We start from the raw sequence: 15,566 nt of genomic DNA, 5'->3' as shown, positions 1-15,566 counted from the left end.
TGCCGGAGTGACGCTCGCCATGATGTGATGAGGCATGCGAATCGTGATTTCGGGTGCTTCGGGATTCATTGGAACTGCACTGTCCGGGCATCTTCTCGCTCAAGGGCACGACGTCGTCCGCCTGGTTCGCCGTCCACCGGCAGGAACCGGCGAGGCTTTTTGGGATCCTGCCGCGGGGCAACTGGACGAGGCAGTGCTCGACGGCACGGACGCAGTGGTCAATCTCTCCGGGGCCGGCATCGGTGACCGCCGCTGGACGAAAACACGCGTGCGGGAGATCATCGACTCACGCTTGCGGACAACTACGACGCTTACGGCGGCCATGGCACGGCTGGCAGCCCCGCCCGGAACGTTTTTGAGCCAATCGGCGTCGGGCTATTACGGTTCGTCCCGGCAGGGTCTGCTCCGGGAAGATGCGGGACCAGGCAAGGGCATGCTGGCTACCCTGTGCGTCGAATGGGAGGCCGCCGCCCACACGGCACCCGCCGGAGTGCGAGTGGTGACCCCGCGCACCGGCGTGGTCCTCAGCCCGGCCGGCGGTGCGTTGGGCCCGCTCCTTCCATTATTGAAGCTGGGCGTGGGTGGCCCGCTGGGAAACGGCCGGCAGTACTGGCCGTGGATTTCCCTGGTGGATGAAGTCTCCGCCTTCGCTTACCTGCTCGGCTCATCGATCGAGGGTCCAGTCAACGTCTGCGCCCCGGAAAGCGCTGACGTCAACGCCATCGTTGCGCAGTTGGCGGCTGCCTTGCACCGTCCAGCGTTCCTCCGCGTACCCGCCCCGGCTCTACGACTCGTCTTGGGCGGCCATTTGGCTGAGGAGCTGGTCCTTGCCAATCAGCGCATGGAACCGGCGAGGCTTATGGACGCGGGCTTCACTTGGGAGCACCCAGCGCTTGCGGACGCGGCCCGGTGGGTGGCGAGCGGCGGCAAGTGATCGCTTAATCCTTCTTGGCCAGGATTTCCTTGATACGCCACGCGCCCTCGAAACGCTGGAGAACCACCCGGAGTTCCTGCGGTTTGCCAGGAGGACGGGAGCGGAGCATTTTCCCCGTGGAATCCTGTTCCGCATAGGCCGAAGCCTCCACCGTGACGGCAACTGTTGCTCGCTCGGAGCTCGGCGCGTCCTCCGAGCGCACGCTGGTCAAAGTGGTGGAGAAGCCCGCAAGAACCAAACCGCCTCCTTGCAGTTCGTCCCTGGTCTTGGTGTCCGCGGCAGCTGCGGCCGAGCCCTGCGCGTTGACGTGTTCCAACAGCTCAAGCCTGCCCGAATTGAAAGCCACGTCGCGGAGCGCCGATAGTCCCCGGAGGGCTTCCTCGGGGTCCGGCGACTGGATCTGGCGCTGCACCCTGTCGGGAAGTCCCCTGACGCCGGCAGGAAGCGGAGCATTTCCCCGCTGACCCTCCAACCCGCTGGAAGCCGGCGTCGGAGTCTGCTGCTCAACTCCCTGCCCCCTATCTCCGGCCCACCACACCGTAATTGCCGAACCGACAGCCACAAGTACCCCGACGGTGAACAGCATGGACGCGGCCCGTCGTCGTGTGGAAACGAGCGAAAGGGCCCAATGGCCCTTTCTTCCTCCCCGTGGCGAGCGGAAACGGCCGAAAAACGCCGCCACGCGGGTCCGCCTTGGGCGAGGACCAGAAGCCCGACGCCGGGTCAGCAGTTCCGGAATGACCGTCGCATGCACCGAAACGGAAAGGTCAACGGGTTCGGGCGCTGAGCTCCGGTAAACGGCTGTACCTAATTCGCTCGCGGAAGGCCTTTGACTCACCTCCGGATGAAGACCGGCCTCGATGGCAACGGCCAGGGCGGCGGGTACCTCCGGAACAAGCAACGTCAGGGGTGGCCTGCGGGCCGCGGCGCCTGGAGCGGAACCGGTAAGGCAATACCAACCAAGGGCAGCGAGGGCGTAAGTGTCCCGCTCGGGTTGGAGCTCGGCCCGCTGCCCGGCGATGGGAGCTGGATCGACGAATCCGGGAGTGCCAGCATCCGGGACACCTGCCGCATCCCCCACTATCCGCGAAATTCCCAGATCCGACAGAAGCGGCTTCCCTTGGGCGGTGAAAAGCACATTCCCCGGCGAAACGTCGGAGTGGGTCATGCCCTGATGGTGCAGGTACGCCAAAGCCTGGGCGAGGGGAGTCAGGATAGTCACTGTCTCGCCCACGCCGAGACGCCCCCTGCTGGACACCAGCTGGCCCAGCGAACCCCCGGGTGCGTAGTCCATGACCAGGCCCAGGCCGCCATCATATGCCCCCGACAACGTGACGACGCCACGAACTTTGACTAGGTGTTCATGGTCCAGCCGCGGCTGGAGTTGCACCTCCCGGAGCACAGGGGTTGTGGCCTCGCCCGGTTCCGCCGGATCGGTTTCGCGGGCAATGCACTTCACTGCGAATCCGTCGCCCGACCGTTGGTCCACGGCGAGCCACACCACGGCGGATCCACCGCGGCCCAGCTCCCGGACGGGGACAAAGCCGGGAATCACCGGTTCGGAACCACCGGTCCCCGGGGCGGCCCCTGCTTTCTCGTCTTTCTCGTCTTTCTCGTCTTTCTCGTCGTCTTGGTCGCCCTTGCCGGACGCAAAAGTCTCCATGCCTCAAGAGATACCGGATTTCCCGGATTGCCGCAGAAGTTATCCACAGGCTGCCTTGTCGAAACCGCAGTTGCAGCGGTACGACTGAGAGCTTGGCCACAAAATCATGGCCTCCGCCCAGCGGGGTCTAAGCTTGTCCCCATGACTCTTGAGTTTTCACAGCTGGGTCTTGCCCCGGATTTCGTCGACTACATGCAGGGCTGGGATATCCAGCGCGAACTCCACAACAAGGTTGTTGCGGGCGAGAAACCCAGCACCGTCTTGCTCCTCGAGCACGAGGCGGTTTACACGGCAGGCAAGCTCACGGAAGACCATGAGCGCCCGTTTGACGGCACTCCTGTTGTTCCCGTGGATCGTGGCGGCAAGCTGACCTGGCACGGTCCGGGCCAGCTGATTGCCTATCCCATTCTCAAACTGAAGAACCGTGCCGGGATCCGTGACTACGTCGAGCGCCTCGAAGCCGTCATGATCGCGATCATGGAGGACTACGGGATCAAGGCCACCCGGGTTAAAGGCCGGGCGGGAGTCTGGGTCCTCGCTGACGTCAAGGGCCCCGACCGCAAGATCGCCGCAATCGGAATCCGGGTCTTGGACGGTGTCACTATGCACGGCGTGGCCATCAACTGCAGCAACGATCTCGCTCCTTACGCACAGATCATCGCGTGCGGCATCACCGATGCCAGCGTCACCACTATGTCCATCGAAACCGGCAGGACCATCAACCCCGCCGACATTGCCGAGCGCTTCAAGGAAGAGTTCCGCAAGCACGAAGAAGCACTCGTATCCAGCCCCGAAGGAGCACTCCAGTGACCCTGGCACCTGAAGGCCGTAAGCTGCTGCGCGTTGAACAGCGCAATAAAGCCGTCCCGGTCGAACGCAAGCCCGAATGGATCAAGGCCAAGGTCCAGATGGGCCCGGAATTCGTGGGCCTGAAGAACCTCGTGAAAAAGGAAGGCCTGCACACCGTCTGCGAGGAAGCCGGCTGCCCGAACATCTTCGAATGCTGGGAAGACAAGGAAGCGACCTTCCTGATCGGCGGCTCCGAATGCACCCGCCGCTGCGACTTCTGCCAGATCGACACCGGCAAACCCTCACCGGTGGACATGTTCGAACCCACCAAGGTCGCCCGCTCCGTCCAGTCCATGGCCCTGCGCTACGCCACCGTGACCGGCGTGGCCCGCGATGACCTCCCCGACGAAGGCGTCTGGCTCTACGCCGAAACCGTCCGCAAGATCCACGAACTGAACCCCGGCACCGGCGTCGAACTGCTCATCCCGGACTTCTCCGGCAAAGCCGAACACATCAACGCGATCTGCGACTCGAACCCGGAGGTCTTCGCGCACAACGTCGAAACCGTGCCCCGGATCTTCAAGCGCATCCGCCCCGCGTTCCGCTACGACCGCTCCCTGGACGTCATCACCCAGGGCCGGGCCCGCGGCATGGTCACCAAATCCAACCTGATCCTGGGCATGGGCGAAACCCGCGAAGAAATCTCCGAAGCCCTGACCGATCTGCACGCCGCGGGCTGCGACCTGATCACCATCACCCAATACCTGCGCCCCTCCGAACGGCACCTGCCCGTGGACCGCTGGGTCAAGCCCCAGGAATTCGTCGACCTCGCCACCGAAGCCGAGGAAATCGGCTTCCTCGGCGTCATGTCCGGCCCCCTCGTCCGCTCCTCCTACCGCGCCGGCCGCCTCTGGGCCACCGCGATGCGCAAGAAAGGCCGCGAGATCCCGGTGCACCTGGCCCACATCGCCGAAGGCATCCAAGACTCCGGCACCACCCGCCAGGAAGCCCGCACCCTCCTCGCACAGGGCTCGTAGCGGGTCCGCAAACTCATAGCCAAAGGACCGGGTCCCGGATAAGTCCGGCGTCCGGTCCTTTGCCGCAAATCACGTAGAATTAAGGCACTATGGCGAAATCCCCTGATTCCAGCAACTCGACAACATCGGCTGCCGACGCTCCCAAGCGCGGCTTGTTTTCCCGCAAGCCCAAGGAAGCCAAGGCCAAGAAGCCGAGCCAGCTGAAGCAGATCGGCGAGGTCTTCAAGATGACCCGCCGCAACGATCCCATCGTTGTGTGGCTCATGCTACTGGCGTTCCTCGGCGTCGTTGCTGTCAGCCTCGTTGTCGGGCTGCTCCTGAACAACTGGGTCACGGGCCTGATCATCGGCATTCCTTTGGGCTTGCTTGCAGCTGTCTTCATCCTCTCTCGCCGTGCGGAACGGGCAGCCTTCGCCCAGATCGAGAACCAGCCCGGGGCCTCCGGTGCGGCCTTGGGAACCTTGCGCCGTGGCTGGATCACCGAAGACCAGCCGGTCGCCGTCAACCCAAGGACCCAGGACGCGGTCTTCCGCGCTATCGGCCGCCCGGGTGTCGTACTGGTCACCGAGGGCCCTTCGCACCGCGTCAAGCCGCTGGCCGACGCCGAGCGCAAGAAACTCTCCCGCATCCTCCCGAACGTGACCATCCACGTGATCGAGAGCGGCCGCGGCGAGGGTCAGGTGCCCATCAGCCAAATTGCAAAGACCATGAACAAGTTCAAGAACGAGCTCACCAAGACTGAGGTCGGCGCCGTCAACAAGCGGATCTCCTCGCTCGGCAACCGTCTGCCGATCCCCAAGGGCATCGACCCTTACAAGGCGCGCCCGGACCGCAAGGCAGCACGCGGACGCTAAACCACAAAAGCCGCTTGCTCCTGGAAACTCCAGAAACAAGCGGCTTTTTTGTCTGCGGAAGTGTCTACATCCGAATGAGTATTGTGTTCATCGCTTTGTCATGGAGGCCACGCTGATCAGGATCGAAGACGACTGCGGGAATCACCAGGCACAGCAGGAGAGTCCTCACCAGGGCTGCCAAAGGCCCCGCCGGCGTGCCTCCGAGCCGCACGACGTGGATACCTGCAACGCGGTGTCCGATGCTGTAACCAAGCGTGCCGATCAGGAGGATCTGTTCCACGGCAAAGACGGCAAGCGTTGCCCAAGAGTTGCCGCCAAAGGCAAAGTTGCTGATCGCCAGGGCGATAACCCAGTCGATGCAGATCGCCAGGATGCGACGGCCGGCCCTCGCCATGGAGCCGGGTCCCGACTCGGGCAGGCCGAGCCGTTCGCCCGGGTATTTGGATATTCCGGACGTATCCGGCCCTGTGAGCCATGAACCAATGTCTTTACGATCTACCACTGTTCAAGCTTACGGCTTCACCAAGGGATGCCAGACGGCGGTTGCTGATGCTTGCCGGACCGTCCACTGAGTTCCCAAGGAAACGGGCAGACACCTGAAGGACATAGACTGGCACTGCAGTAGACCAGTAGCGTTTACACAGCAGGTAGTTCTGTAACCTGCTCGAAACAATACCGACACTCCGGGGAAATCACGTTTCCCTAGGGTTGGAGAAGTTGCTAGCCACCGCCGCAGGGATACTTTTTTGTTTCCCTGCTTCCGGCTTGGGCTGGACCAGACGGCCCGAGGGCCTGTTACCTGTTATGCGTTAGGAGCATAGATGTTCAAGACTGCGGACGAAGTCCTCCAGTTCATCAAAGACGAAGATGTCAAATTCGTCGATATCCGCTTCACCGATCTCCCGGGTGTCCAGCAGCACTTCAACGTGCCGGCTAAGAGCGTAGATCTCGATTTCTTCGTCCACGGCCAGTTGTTCGATGGTTCTTCCATCCGCGGCTTCCAGGGCATCGCCGAGTCCGACATGCAGCTCATCCCGGATGTCACTTCCGCATTCGTCGACGCTTTCCGCATCGAGAAGACGCTCGCGCTTAACTTCTCCATCGTGAACCCGCGCACCGGCGACCCGTACCACCGCGATCCCCGTGGCGTAGCCGAGAAGGCTGAGGCCTACCTCGCTTCCACGGGCATTGCCGACACCGCGTTCTTCGCTCCCGAGGCCGAGTTCTTCGTCTTCGACAACATCCAGTACCAGTCTTCCCCGCAGGGCAGCTTCTACAAGATCGACTCCGAAGAAGCCCACTGGAACAGCGGTCGCGAAGAAGAGGGCGGAAACCTCGGTTACAAGACCCCTGTCAAGGGCGGATACTTCCCCGTCTCCCCGACCGACAAGCAGGCTGACCTTCGCGACGCCATGTGCCTCGCCCTGGATGAAGCCGGCCTTGAGGTCGAGCGCAGCCACCACGAAGTCGGCTCCGCCGGCCAGGCTGAAATCAACTACAAGTTCACCACCCTGACCCACGCGGCGGATGACCTGCAGAAGTTCAAGTACGTCATCAAGAACACCGCTGACGCCTGGGGCAAGTCCGTGACCTTCATGCCGAAGCCGGTCTTCGGTGACAACGGCTCGGGCATGCACTGCCACCAGTCGCTGTGGACCGGTGGCGAGCCGCTGTTCTACGACGAGAAGGGCTACGCCGGCCTGTCCGACACCGCCCGCTGGTACATCGGCGGCCTGCTGAAGCACTCTTCAGCAGTCCTGGCCTTCACCAACCCGACGGTGAACTCCTACCGCCGCTTGGTCAAGGGCTTCGAGGCTCCGGTCAACATGGTCTACTCGCAGGGCAACCGCTCTGCCGGTATCCGCATCCCGATCACGGGCTCCAACCCGAAGGCCAAGCGCATCGAGTTCCGTGCGCCGGACCCCTCCTCCAACCCGTACCTGGCGTTCGCTGCCCAGCTCATGGCCGGCATTGACGGCATCCGCAACCGCATCGAGCCCCCGGCTCCGATCGATAAGGACCTGTACGAGCTGCCCGCAGAAGAAGCCAAGGACATCCCCAAGGCTCCGGGTTCCCTTGAAGAAGCCCTCGATGCTCTGAGCGAGGACAACGAATTCCTGCAGGCCGGTGGCGTCTTCACGCAGGACCTGATCGACACCTGGATCGAGTACAAGTACGAGAACGAGATCCGTCCGCTGTCGCTGCGCCCGAACCCGTACGAGTTCGAGCTCTACTACGGCGTCTAATAACACCAAAAGGATAGAGGGGTCACGGGCAAGCGCCCGTGACCCCTTCTTCATTTAACGGTCACAGTGAAATAGTCACCGTGAATTGTCCGCACAAACAAAGAACGGCTGTGTCAATTAAGACACAGCCGTCCTTGTTGTAATGGCCTCAGGGTGCCGGGGTATGACCCCCAATTTCCCTACACCCGCCGGCGCCCACTCATCAACCTGAAGAGGAAGACAATGATCGCCAGGACGATCAGAATAGGGGCGATCCAAAGAAGGAACCCGAGGGCCTTTACGGTGCCGCCAATGATAAAGAAAAGAATCGCGATGACCGCGACGATTCCGAGGATGACATTCATGATGTAATACCTTCCGTTTCAGTCGTAAACATTTTGATGATTGCTTTATCGCTGTGCAAACCTCAGCAACCTTACTGTAAGTAAGCTTATTATTCCAATCGGCACTCGCGAAAGCCTGTCGCCGCAGCGAAGGCCGTGGTACTTTCAGCGTGATCAGGATGCCTAGGGCGATTCCTCTCCCAAACAGCTCCTGACGCAACTTCTGAAAGCGGAGGCACAAGATGACGACACTAATGATCTTCCATGAGGTCGATGACGTTGAGCACTGGCTCAGCTCACCACAACGGGGAGAAATCTTCGGACCCTTGGGTATGACAGTTCGAACGTTCGTCGACCCGGCAAAGACCAACCGCGTCGGACTGATCGTGGAAGTGCCCGATCTGGAAACGTTCCAACGGATGATGGAGTCAGAGGCTGCGGCCGAGGCAATGAAGGTCGACGGCGTACGCCCCGAAACAATAGTGATGCTAGTCGAGTCCTAGGTACCCCTAGTCGCTGAAAGCCCGATACATGGTCCATTGCGGACCTGCGGAACCGCCCAGGTACCTTCCAGTCTCGGCAAAACCCGCTTTGGCGTAAGCAGCCTTGGCCGCCGGATTGCTCTCGTTTACCGAAAGTACGACGCCGGCCTGGCCGCCGCCCAGCCTCTTTGTCAGCTTGAGTGCTTCCCGGGCGGCTGCGGCTGCCGCCAACGCACCAAGGCCCCTCCCTTGGTGCGCCTGGTCGATCAGGAACCCCCGCAAGAGCCACGCGGATTCATCGTCCGGCCATCCTGCCAAGCTTGCGGCACCAGCCTGCAAGGTGAAGACTCCCACGGCTGCGCCTGCCGCTTCAACCACGTACGGCAGGCGGCTCCCGTCTTCCAGACCCATGAGCATCATCCTGAAAGGGTCGCCAACGAAATCCTTTTGTCCCGCGGCCAATTCCATGGTCGCGACGTCGCCGAGCGTCACGGCGCGGGCGTCGTCGTCGAGATCCTTCAAGGGAATGAGCCACACGGTGTCAAGCATCTTTCGAGCTTAGCGGTCTCCGGGCTCCCCCAGGCGCCCCGAACCGAAGGTCACTGGCCGTAGAAATCCTTTTCGAATACAGCTCGGGTCCGCCGGCTCAGGCGCAAGTAGTCCTCTTCAAGCCTCGCCGCCTGGCCGGGAGCGTAGCCACACCACCGGGCCACAGCCTCCAGGTCCCGCCGGGAGGCAGGCAGGAGATCGGAGGCGCGGCCGGTGCAGATCACATTCGCCGAACGGATGCGGGTTGCGAGGCGCCACGCTTTGCGCAGCAACACGATGTCCGCCTTGGCGATCAGGCGCAGCGACTCAATCGCGTCGAGGGCCTGCAAGGTGGAGGTGGTCCGGAGTTGCGGATGGCGCCCCGCGTATTGGAGTTGCAGCAGCTGCACAAGCCATTCGACGTCGCTGAGTCCGCCCCGGCCGAGCTTGACGTGCCGTGCAGGATCGGCGCCCCGGGGAAGGCGTTCGGATTCGACCCGGGCCTTGACGCGTCGAATCTCGCGCAGATCCGTATCAGCGAGCGATTCCGGGTAGCGGATCGGGTTGATGAGCCGGACGAATTCGGCTGCCAATTCGTCGTCGCCGGCCATGGGCTGGGCCCGCAACAGCGCCTGGGCCTCCCAGATGAGGGACCAGCGCCGGTAGTACTCGGCGTAGGAATCCAGGGAGCGGACCATGGCTCCGTTCTTCCCTTCGGGGCGAAGAGCGGCGTCGACGGCGAGCACCCGCTCCGCCAGGATGGCCGGCTTGAGGGGTTGGGTCAGCAAAGTGGAGATATGCCCCACAATGGCGAGCGCCTGCTGCTGGGCTTCTGACTCGCTCGCTCCCGGAAGGGCGCGATGGACGTACATGACATCGGCGTCCGAGCCGTAGCCAATCTCGCGTCCGCCTTGCCTTCCCATGGCAACCACCAGCACCTGGGTCTTGAGGGGCCCTTCGGTCCCCACGATCGCCTCGGCGACGTGCAAGGCGCCCAATACGGCAGCCCGGTCGGCGTCGGCCAATGCCACGCCCACTGCGTCCTGCTCCAGGAGCCCGGAACTGTCCGCAATCGCGATCCGGAGGATTTCCCGGCGCCGGATGAGCCTGATAAGCCGCATCGCGTTTGCGGGATCGGCATGGCGTGACAGCTTGGATTGGATTTCCTGCCACTGCGCCTCGAAGCCGATCGGCATAAGATCCTTGTCGGAACCAAGCCACGCAACCGATTCCGGGGACACCTCCAGGAGGTCGGCAATCAGCCGTGAGTTGGAGAGAACATGGCAAAGTCGCTCGGCGGCTGCCTGCGAATCCCGCAGCATCCCGAGATACCAGTGCGTGGTTCCGAGGGCTTCGCTGACGCGGCGGAAGGCGAGCAAGCCGGCGTCGGGATCCACTCCTTCGGCGAGCCAGCCGAGAAGGATAGGGAGCAGCTGACGCTGCAAAGCGGCACGCCGGCTGACACCCGCCGTCAAGGCTTCAATGTGGCGCATCGCCCCTTGCGGATCACGGTAGCCAAGCGCCGCAAGGCGACCCTGGGCAGCTTCCGGCGTGAGCCGGGCATCCTCGCTGCTCAGCTTCGCGGCAGTGTTGAGCAGCGGCCTGTAGAAGATCCGGTCGTGCAGCTCCCGCACGGACCGTTTGGTCTTCTGCCAGGTTTCGACCAGCGCATCCGGATGCGGCCTGCCCGTGGAAAAGGGACCCAGGACGGCCTTGGCGAGGAACCGCAAGGATTCCTGGCTGGTGGGCATGAGGTGGGTGCGGCGCATCTGGAACAATTGGATCCGGTGCTCAAGAACCCTCAAGTAGCGGTATGCGGCGTCAAAGGCAGCGGCATCGACCCGGCCAATGTAGCCGCCTGTGGACAGCGCGGATATCGCCGAGGTGGTGTCCCGGCAACGAAGGGATTCGTCGGACTTTCCATGGACGAGTTGCAGGAGCTGCACCGTGAATTCGACGTCGCGCAGGCCGCCCGGCCCGAGTTTGATCTGGCGCTGTTCATCCGCCGGGGCGATGTTGTTCGTGACCCTGCGGCGCATCGCCTGCACCGATTCAACGAAGCCTTCCCGCCCGGCCGAAGCCCAGACGAGCGGCTGAACAGCCTGCTCGTACCTCGCGCCCAGATCCTTGTCCCCGGCGATGGTCCGGGCCTTGAGAAGTGCCTGGAATTCCCAACTTTCAGCCCACTTCGCGTAGTAGCTCAAGTGCGAGGGCAAGGTCCTGACCAAAGGACCCGATTTCCCCTCGGGCCGCAGGTTCGCGTCGACTTCCCACAATCCGGGTTCTGGAGCTGTGGAAGAGATAGCGCGGGAGATGCCGGCTGCAAGCGCGGTACCGATAGTCGCCGCCCTCGCGTCATCCAACTCCGGCGCCTCGATGACATAAATGACATCGACGTCGGAAATGTAGTTCAGTTCGCGGGCACCGCATTTGCCCATACCGATCACGGCCAGCGCGACGCCGGCAATCTCGGCCGGATCGAACGTCGCCGCCGCTTCGGCGCGGGCCACCGCCAGGGCGGCCTCTATCGCCGCACCCGCGAGGTCAGCCAGTTCAGCGCCGACGGCGGGCATGAAATCCTGGGGACTGGCTGCGCAGAGGTCCTTGATGGCCAGCTCGGTCAGTCCACGCCGGTAGGCCGTCCGGAGCGCGGCATATGCGCCAACCCCCGTCACCCCGGCGACCGGCCGCGGAGAGTTGGGGTCCGCCTTCACGGAGCGGAGGAGCTTCATCCGCAGCTCACCGGCGTCGGCGGACAACGGCTCAGGGCTGACACGGACGTCGAAGACATCCAAATGCTCCGGATGCCTGATCAGGAACTCCCCTAAGGCCTCGGAAGCCCCCAACAAGCGGTAAAGCGGCTCACTGCGATCCGGGTGCTCTCCCGCAAGCTGCCTGAGTGAGGGATGCTTCTCAATCAGACGGACGAGCGACTGAAGCGCGGTGTCCGGGTTGGCGCTCAGATGCAGTCCGGCGAAGATCGTGTCTTGATCTATGCCCTCGAGTTCGCGCGCAGCAAGGAACCGCTCGCCCTTCTCAAGATCGCTGAAGCCGGCCGAGATGAGCCGGCGGGCCAGACTCACACTCACGGTCTAGAGAATGCCGAGATTGCGCTTGAGCTCGTAAGGCGTGACCTGGAGCCGGTAGTCCTGCCACTCCGAGCGCTTGTTCCGCAGGAAGTGGTCAAAGACCTGTTCGCCAAGGATATCGGCTACGAGTTCAGAATCCTCCATGGCCCGGATGGCATCGTGGAGGCTGGCTGGCAGCGGAGTGTGCCCCATCGCCTTGCGTTCGGCCGGGGTCAGCGACCAGACGTCGTCTTCAGCTGCAGCCGGGAGCTCGTAGCCTTCCTCGATACCCTTGAGCCCGGCGCCCAGCAACACTGCGTAGGCGAGGTATGGGTTGGTGGCGGAGTCGATCCCCCGGTATTCGATCCGCGCGGACTGCCCCTTGCCCGGCTTGTAAAGCGGCACACGAACCAGGGCAGAACGGTTGTTGTGGCCCCAGCTCAGGTAGCTCGGAGCTTCACCTCCACCCCAGAGACGTTTGTACGAATTGACGAACTGGTTAGTGACGGCGGTGAATTCCGGAGCGTGCCGCAGGATACCGGCAATGAACTGGCGGGCGGTCTTGGACAGCTGGAATTCGGCGCCTGCCTCGTAGAAGGCATTCGCGTCACCCTCGAACAGGGAGAAGTGGGTGTGCATGCCCGAACCCGGGTGATCGGTGAACGGCTTGGGCATGAACGTGGCGTAGGTGCCCTGTTGTAGGGCCACTTCCTTGATCACAGTGCGGAAGGTCATGATGTTGTCCGCAGTCTGGAGCGCGTCGGCGTAACGGAGATCGATCTCGTTTTGGCCGGGCCCGCCCTCGTGGTGGCTGAACTCCACGGAGATACCCACGGATTCCAGCATGGTGACCGCCGTGCGGCGAAAGTCTTGTGCCACGCCACCGGGTACGTGGTCGAAGTAGCCGCCTTCGTCAACGGGAACAGGCACGCCGTTGGCGTCAAGTTCCTGGGACTTGAGGAGGTAGAACTCGATCTCAGGATGGGTATAGCAGGTAAAGCCCATATCGGCGGCCTTCGCGAGGGTGCGCTTGAGCACATTCCGCGGATCGGCAGCCGACGGCTCGCCGTCGGGCGTCAGAATGTCGCAGAACATTCTGGAGGTCTGCTCTGTTTCGCCGCGCCACGGGAGGATCTGGAACGTGGAGGGGTCCGGCTGGGCCAACATGTCGGATTCGAACACCCTGGCGAGCCCTTCAATGGCCGATCCGTCGAAACCGAGGCCTTCTTCGAAGGCACCCTCCACTTCGGCCGGCGCGAGCGCCACTGACTTCAGGGAACCGACGACGTCGGTAAACCACAAGCGTACGAAGCGCACATCACGCTCTTCGATAGTTCGCAGAACGAACTCTTGCTGGCGGTCCATGGGGCCTCATTTCAGGGTCAACGTCCATGCCGTGGGTTCGGGGAGTTCGAAGCCGACGACAACTCAGCATTTACTCTACTAAGCATTGACCCGGAATGGCTGCAGGCCCGGTCCCCGTAACACAGCGTTTACAAATGCCTCGCCCCGCTGCCTCCGGTGGCTACGACAGCCGGTACCGCATACGCTCTACTCATGGCCTCAAGCAACAAATCTGATTCCAGCATGCCCGCCGAAGCTCCCGCCCCCTACGGAACAGGACCTGCCGTTGCAGGTACCGGTGCTTCAGCGCCGAAGCCCGCTACCAGGATCCGCACGCACCACCTCCAGCAGGCCAAGGACAAGGGTGAGCGTTTCGCGATGCTGACCGCCTACGAGCAGTACACGGCCGAAATATTCGACGAAGCCGGCATCGAAGTCCTGTTGATCGGCGATTCTGCGTCCAACAACGTCTTCGGGAACGAAACCAGCCTCCCGGTCACCGTCGATGAGCTCCTGCCGTTGTGCCGAGCGGTGTCCCGGTCGGCCAAGCGCGCGCTGGTAGTGGCCGATCTCCCCTTCGGAAGCTATGAGGTCTCGCCGGAACAGGCTGTGGCGACGGGTGTGCGTTTCCTGAAGGAAGGTTTGGCCCACGGCGTTAAGATCGAAGGCGGCGCGTTCTATGCGGGAACTGTGCGGGCCATGGTCCAGGCAGGCATTCCCGTCATGGCGCATATCGGCTTCACGCCCCAGAGCGAACACTCCCTGGGCGGCTACCGCGTCCAGGGACGGGGCGATGACGCCAACCGTCTGGTCGAAGACGCAATTGCCCTCGCAAATGCCGGAGCTTTCTGTGTGCTCATGGAGATGGTTCCCGCAGAAACCGCAGCCGCAGTCGATGCCGCTATTGAAGTGCCCACTATCGGAATCGGCGCAGGCAACGCGACCACGGGACAGGTTCTGGTGTGGCAGGACATGGCCGGACTTCGCGGCGGCAAGATGGCCAAATTCGTCAAACAGTATGCGGATCTGCGCACCACGCTCAGCGAAGCCGCGAGGGCGTACGCCGACGACGTCAGGTCCGGGCAGTTCCCCGGCCCGGAGCACTCTTTCTAGGAGGGCGGGGCTTCAGTCCTCGTCGTCCTTATCCCACGCGTCGTTGCGGGCTTTGACCTTTTCGAGGGCGTGCTCGGCTTCTTCTCGAGTCTTGTAAGGACCAATCAGCTGGGTCCAGTCCGACAAGGCGTCTTCTTCGATCTGGTGTGTCTGAACGTTGTACCAGTACTCCGCCACGGTTCCTCCTTTGCTCCTCCCGCCGGAACGCCGGCGGGCCAGTCGGCCTGCGACCGGGCTGTTATTTAGCTACTTAGTTACTTGCGTCTCGCGCGTGCCTTATATGATCAATCTATGCCTTCTCCCGCTCTGACTGCACCCATCGGCACGCTCACCCGAGGAACCGTCAGCCCACAGCTGCCTGTACCGGCGTCCATCCCGCGTCCGGAGTACGTTGGAAAGCCCGGACCGGCTAAATTCACCGGTTCCGAAGTCAAATCGGCGGAGACCATCGAGAAAATCCGTATCGCCAGCAAGATTGCCGCCCAGGCGATCGTCGAGGTCGGAAAGCACATCGAGCCAGGCGTCACGACGGACCAGTTGGACCGGATCGGGCACGAGTTCATCCTGGACCACCACGCTTACCCGTCAACCCTTGGCTACCGCGGCTTCCCGAAGTCCCTGTGTTCTTCGCTCAACGAGGTCATTTGCCACGGAATTCCGGACAGCACGGTGGTGCGCGACGGTGACATCCTGAACATCGACATCACGGCCTACATTAATGGCGTCCACGGCGACACCAACTACACCTTCCTCGTGGGGAACGTGGACGAGGAGTCCCGACTGCTGGTTGAACGCACCCGGGAATCGCTGAACCGTGCCATCAAAGCGGTAGCTCCCGGCCGCGAAATCAACGTGATCGGCCGGGCCATTCAGTCCTACGCGAAACGCTTCGGCTACGGTGTGGTCCGCGACTTCACCGGCCACGGGGTCGGCGAGGCCTTCCACACGGGCCTGATCATCCCCCACTATGACGCCGCGCCGGCCTACAACACCGTGATCGAAGCGGGCATGGTCTTCACGATTGAACCCATGCTCACCCTCGGCACGATCGAGTGGGACATGTGGCCCGATGATTGGACCGTAGTGACCCGGGACCACAAGCGGACTGCGCAATTTGAACACACCCTGTTGGTCACCGAGACCGGCGCGGAAATCCTGACTCTTCCTTAAGCTGTCCGGAAGGTC

Annotated in this window: 15 protein-coding genes; 8 read left to right on the top strand and 7 right to left on the bottom strand. The window is 62.6% G+C overall.

What is annotated here, in order from left to right; translation table 11 throughout:
* The first annotated feature begins 34 nt into the window (after positions 1 to 34).
* Entirely contained in the window at positions 35 to 934 is a 900-nt protein-coding gene (locus tag A3M3_RS0113240; RefSeq protein WP_028266747.1) for a TIGR01777 family oxidoreductase, read from the top strand.
* Between the two features lie 4 nt (positions 935 to 938).
* Here A3M3_RS0113240 and A3M3_RS0113235 read toward each other — a convergent pair whose 3' ends face one another.
* A complete protein-coding gene (locus A3M3_RS0113235) occupies positions 939 to 2,597 on the bottom strand; it encodes a serine/threonine protein kinase (protein ID WP_051423160.1) in 1,659 nt (552 codons plus the stop codon).
* Positions 2,598 to 2,738: 141 nt separating this feature from the next.
* On the opposite strand from A3M3_RS0113235, the gene lipB reads away from it, so the two are divergent.
* The 3 genes from lipB (at position 2,739) to A3M3_RS0113220 (ending at position 5,277) form a co-directional block, all read left to right on the top strand.
* Positions 2,739 to 3,407, top strand: coding sequence for a lipoyl(octanoyl) transferase LipB (gene lipB / locus A3M3_RS0113230; RefSeq protein WP_028266745.1), 669 nt, complete (start codon positions 2,739 to 2,741; stop codon positions 3,405 to 3,407).
* Positions 3,404 to 4,423, top strand: a complete 1,020-nt coding sequence (gene lipA / locus A3M3_RS0113225; RefSeq protein ID WP_028266744.1) for a lipoyl synthase — start codon at positions 3,404 to 3,406, stop codon at positions 4,421 to 4,423. The genes lipB and lipA overlap by 4 nt, the downstream gene beginning before the upstream one ends.
* Before the next feature lie 89 nt (positions 4,424 to 4,512).
* Entirely contained in the window at positions 4,513 to 5,277 is a 765-nt protein-coding gene (locus A3M3_RS0113220; protein ID WP_028266743.1) for a DUF4191 domain-containing protein, read from the top strand.
* A gap of 64 nt (positions 5,278 to 5,341) precedes the next feature.
* Here the strand turns inward: A3M3_RS0113220 and A3M3_RS0113215 are convergent, their stop codons facing one another.
* Positions 5,342 to 5,779, bottom strand: coding sequence for an RDD family protein (locus A3M3_RS0113215; RefSeq protein ID WP_028266742.1), 438 nt, complete (start codon positions 5,777 to 5,779; stop codon positions 5,342 to 5,344).
* 319 nt (positions 5,780 to 6,098) lie between these two features.
* On the opposite strand from A3M3_RS0113215, the gene glnA reads away from it, so the two are divergent.
* Positions 6,099 to 7,523 carry a type I glutamate--ammonia ligase gene (gene glnA / locus A3M3_RS0113210; protein ID WP_028266741.1) on the top strand — a complete coding sequence of 475 codons (1,425 nt, stop codon included), beginning with the start codon at positions 6,099 to 6,101 and terminating at the stop codon, positions 7,521 to 7,523.
* 179 nt (positions 7,524 to 7,702) lie between these two features.
* Here glnA and A3M3_RS28545 read toward each other — a convergent pair whose 3' ends face one another.
* A complete protein-coding gene (locus A3M3_RS28545; RefSeq protein WP_197023219.1) occupies positions 7,703 to 7,867 on the bottom strand; it encodes a hypothetical protein in 165 nt (54 codons plus the stop codon).
* Positions 7,868 to 8,088: 221 nt separating this feature from the next.
* Between A3M3_RS28545 and A3M3_RS0113200 the strand changes: the two genes are divergently transcribed.
* Positions 8,089 to 8,349 (top strand): hypothetical protein, encoded by a 261-nt coding sequence (locus A3M3_RS0113200; RefSeq protein WP_028266740.1) that lies wholly within the window; start codon positions 8,089 to 8,091, stop codon positions 8,347 to 8,349.
* Positions 8,350 to 8,355: 6 nt separating this feature from the next.
* Here the strand turns inward: A3M3_RS0113200 and A3M3_RS0113195 are convergent, their stop codons facing one another.
* Genes A3M3_RS0113195 through A3M3_RS0113185 form a run of 3 tightly spaced genes read right to left on the bottom strand, consistent with a single transcriptional unit; the run spans position 8,356 to position 13,289 of the window.
* Positions 8,356 to 8,877, bottom strand: a complete 522-nt coding sequence (locus A3M3_RS0113195; protein ID WP_028266739.1) for a GNAT family N-acetyltransferase — start codon at positions 8,875 to 8,877, stop codon at positions 8,356 to 8,358.
* Positions 8,878 to 8,927: 50 nt separating this feature from the next.
* Positions 8,928 to 11,939 carry a bifunctional [glutamine synthetase] adenylyltransferase/[glutamine synthetase]-adenylyl-L-tyrosine phosphorylase gene (locus A3M3_RS0113190; protein ID WP_028266738.1) on the bottom strand — a complete coding sequence of 1,004 codons (3,012 nt, stop codon included), beginning with the start codon at positions 11,937 to 11,939 and terminating at the stop codon, positions 8,928 to 8,930.
* A gap of 9 nt (positions 11,940 to 11,948) precedes the next feature.
* Positions 11,949 to 13,289 (bottom strand): glutamine synthetase family protein, encoded by a 1,341-nt coding sequence (locus A3M3_RS0113185; protein ID WP_028266737.1) that lies wholly within the window; start codon positions 13,287 to 13,289, stop codon positions 11,949 to 11,951.
* Positions 13,290 to 13,481: 192 nt separating this feature from the next.
* Between A3M3_RS0113185 and panB the strand changes: the two genes are divergently transcribed.
* The gene (gene panB, locus A3M3_RS0113180; RefSeq protein ID WP_028266736.1) at positions 13,482 to 14,381 is read left to right on the top strand and encodes a 3-methyl-2-oxobutanoate hydroxymethyltransferase; all 900 of its coding nucleotides are present in this window, start codon (positions 13,482 to 13,484) and stop codon (positions 14,379 to 14,381) included.
* Between the two features lie 12 nt (positions 14,382 to 14,393).
* On the opposite strand, the gene A3M3_RS28085 is transcribed toward panB, so the two are convergent.
* Positions 14,394 to 14,558, bottom strand: a complete 165-nt coding sequence (locus A3M3_RS28085) for an SPOR domain-containing protein (protein ID WP_155854374.1) — start codon at positions 14,556 to 14,558, stop codon at positions 14,394 to 14,396.
* A 114-nt stretch (positions 14,559 to 14,672) separates the two neighbouring features.
* On the opposite strand from A3M3_RS28085, the gene map reads away from it, so the two are divergent.
* On the top strand, positions 14,673 to 15,551 hold the full coding sequence (map, locus tag A3M3_RS0113170) for a type I methionyl aminopeptidase (protein WP_028266735.1): 879 nt from the start codon (positions 14,673 to 14,675) through the stop codon (positions 15,549 to 15,551).
* Positions 15,552 to 15,566 lie beyond the last annotated feature (15 nt).

This window comes from Arthrobacter sp. MA-N2 (genome assembly GCF_000517125.1).
In the GTDB taxonomy this organism is placed as follows: Bacteria; Actinomycetota; Actinomycetes; order Actinomycetales; family Micrococcaceae; genus Arthrobacter; species Arthrobacter methylotrophus.
The sequence above is the reverse complement of the archived record's forward strand: the minus strand, read 5'-3'. Positions and strand labels throughout refer to the sequence as shown.

Excerpts from the sequence above, each read along its gene's own strand:
- A3M3_RS0113240 (WP_028266747.1), top strand. The coding sequence starts at position 35 with ATGCGAATCGTGATTTCGGGTGCTTCGGGATTCATTGGAACTGCACTG.
- A3M3_RS0113235 (WP_051423160.1), bottom strand. The coding sequence starts at position 2,597 with ATGGAGACTTTTGCGTCCGGCAAGGGCGACCAAGACGACGAGAAAGAC.
- lipB (WP_028266745.1), top strand. The coding sequence starts at position 2,739 with ATGACTCTTGAGTTTTCACAGCTGGGTCTTGCCCCGGATTTCGTCGAC.
- A3M3_RS0113220 (WP_028266743.1), top strand. The coding sequence starts at position 4,513 with ATGGCGAAATCCCCTGATTCCAGCAACTCGACAACATCGGCTGCCGAC.
- glnA (WP_028266741.1), top strand. The coding sequence starts at position 6,099 with ATGTTCAAGACTGCGGACGAAGTCCTCCAGTTCATCAAAGACGAAGAT.
- A3M3_RS28545 (WP_197023219.1), bottom strand. The coding sequence starts at position 7,867 with ATGAATGTCATCCTCGGAATCGTCGCGGTCATCGCGATTCTTTTCTTT.
- A3M3_RS0113200 (WP_028266740.1), top strand. The coding sequence starts at position 8,089 with ATGACGACACTAATGATCTTCCATGAGGTCGATGACGTTGAGCACTGG.
- A3M3_RS0113195 (WP_028266739.1), bottom strand. The coding sequence starts at position 8,877 with ATGCTTGACACCGTGTGGCTCATTCCCTTGAAGGATCTCGACGACGAC.
- A3M3_RS0113185 (WP_028266737.1), bottom strand. The coding sequence starts at position 13,289 with ATGGACCGCCAGCAAGAGTTCGTTCTGCGAACTATCGAAGAGCGTGAT.
- panB (WP_028266736.1), top strand. The coding sequence starts at position 13,482 with ATGGCCTCAAGCAACAAATCTGATTCCAGCATGCCCGCCGAAGCTCCC.
- map (WP_028266735.1), top strand. The coding sequence starts at position 14,673 with ATGCCTTCTCCCGCTCTGACTGCACCCATCGGCACGCTCACCCGAGGA.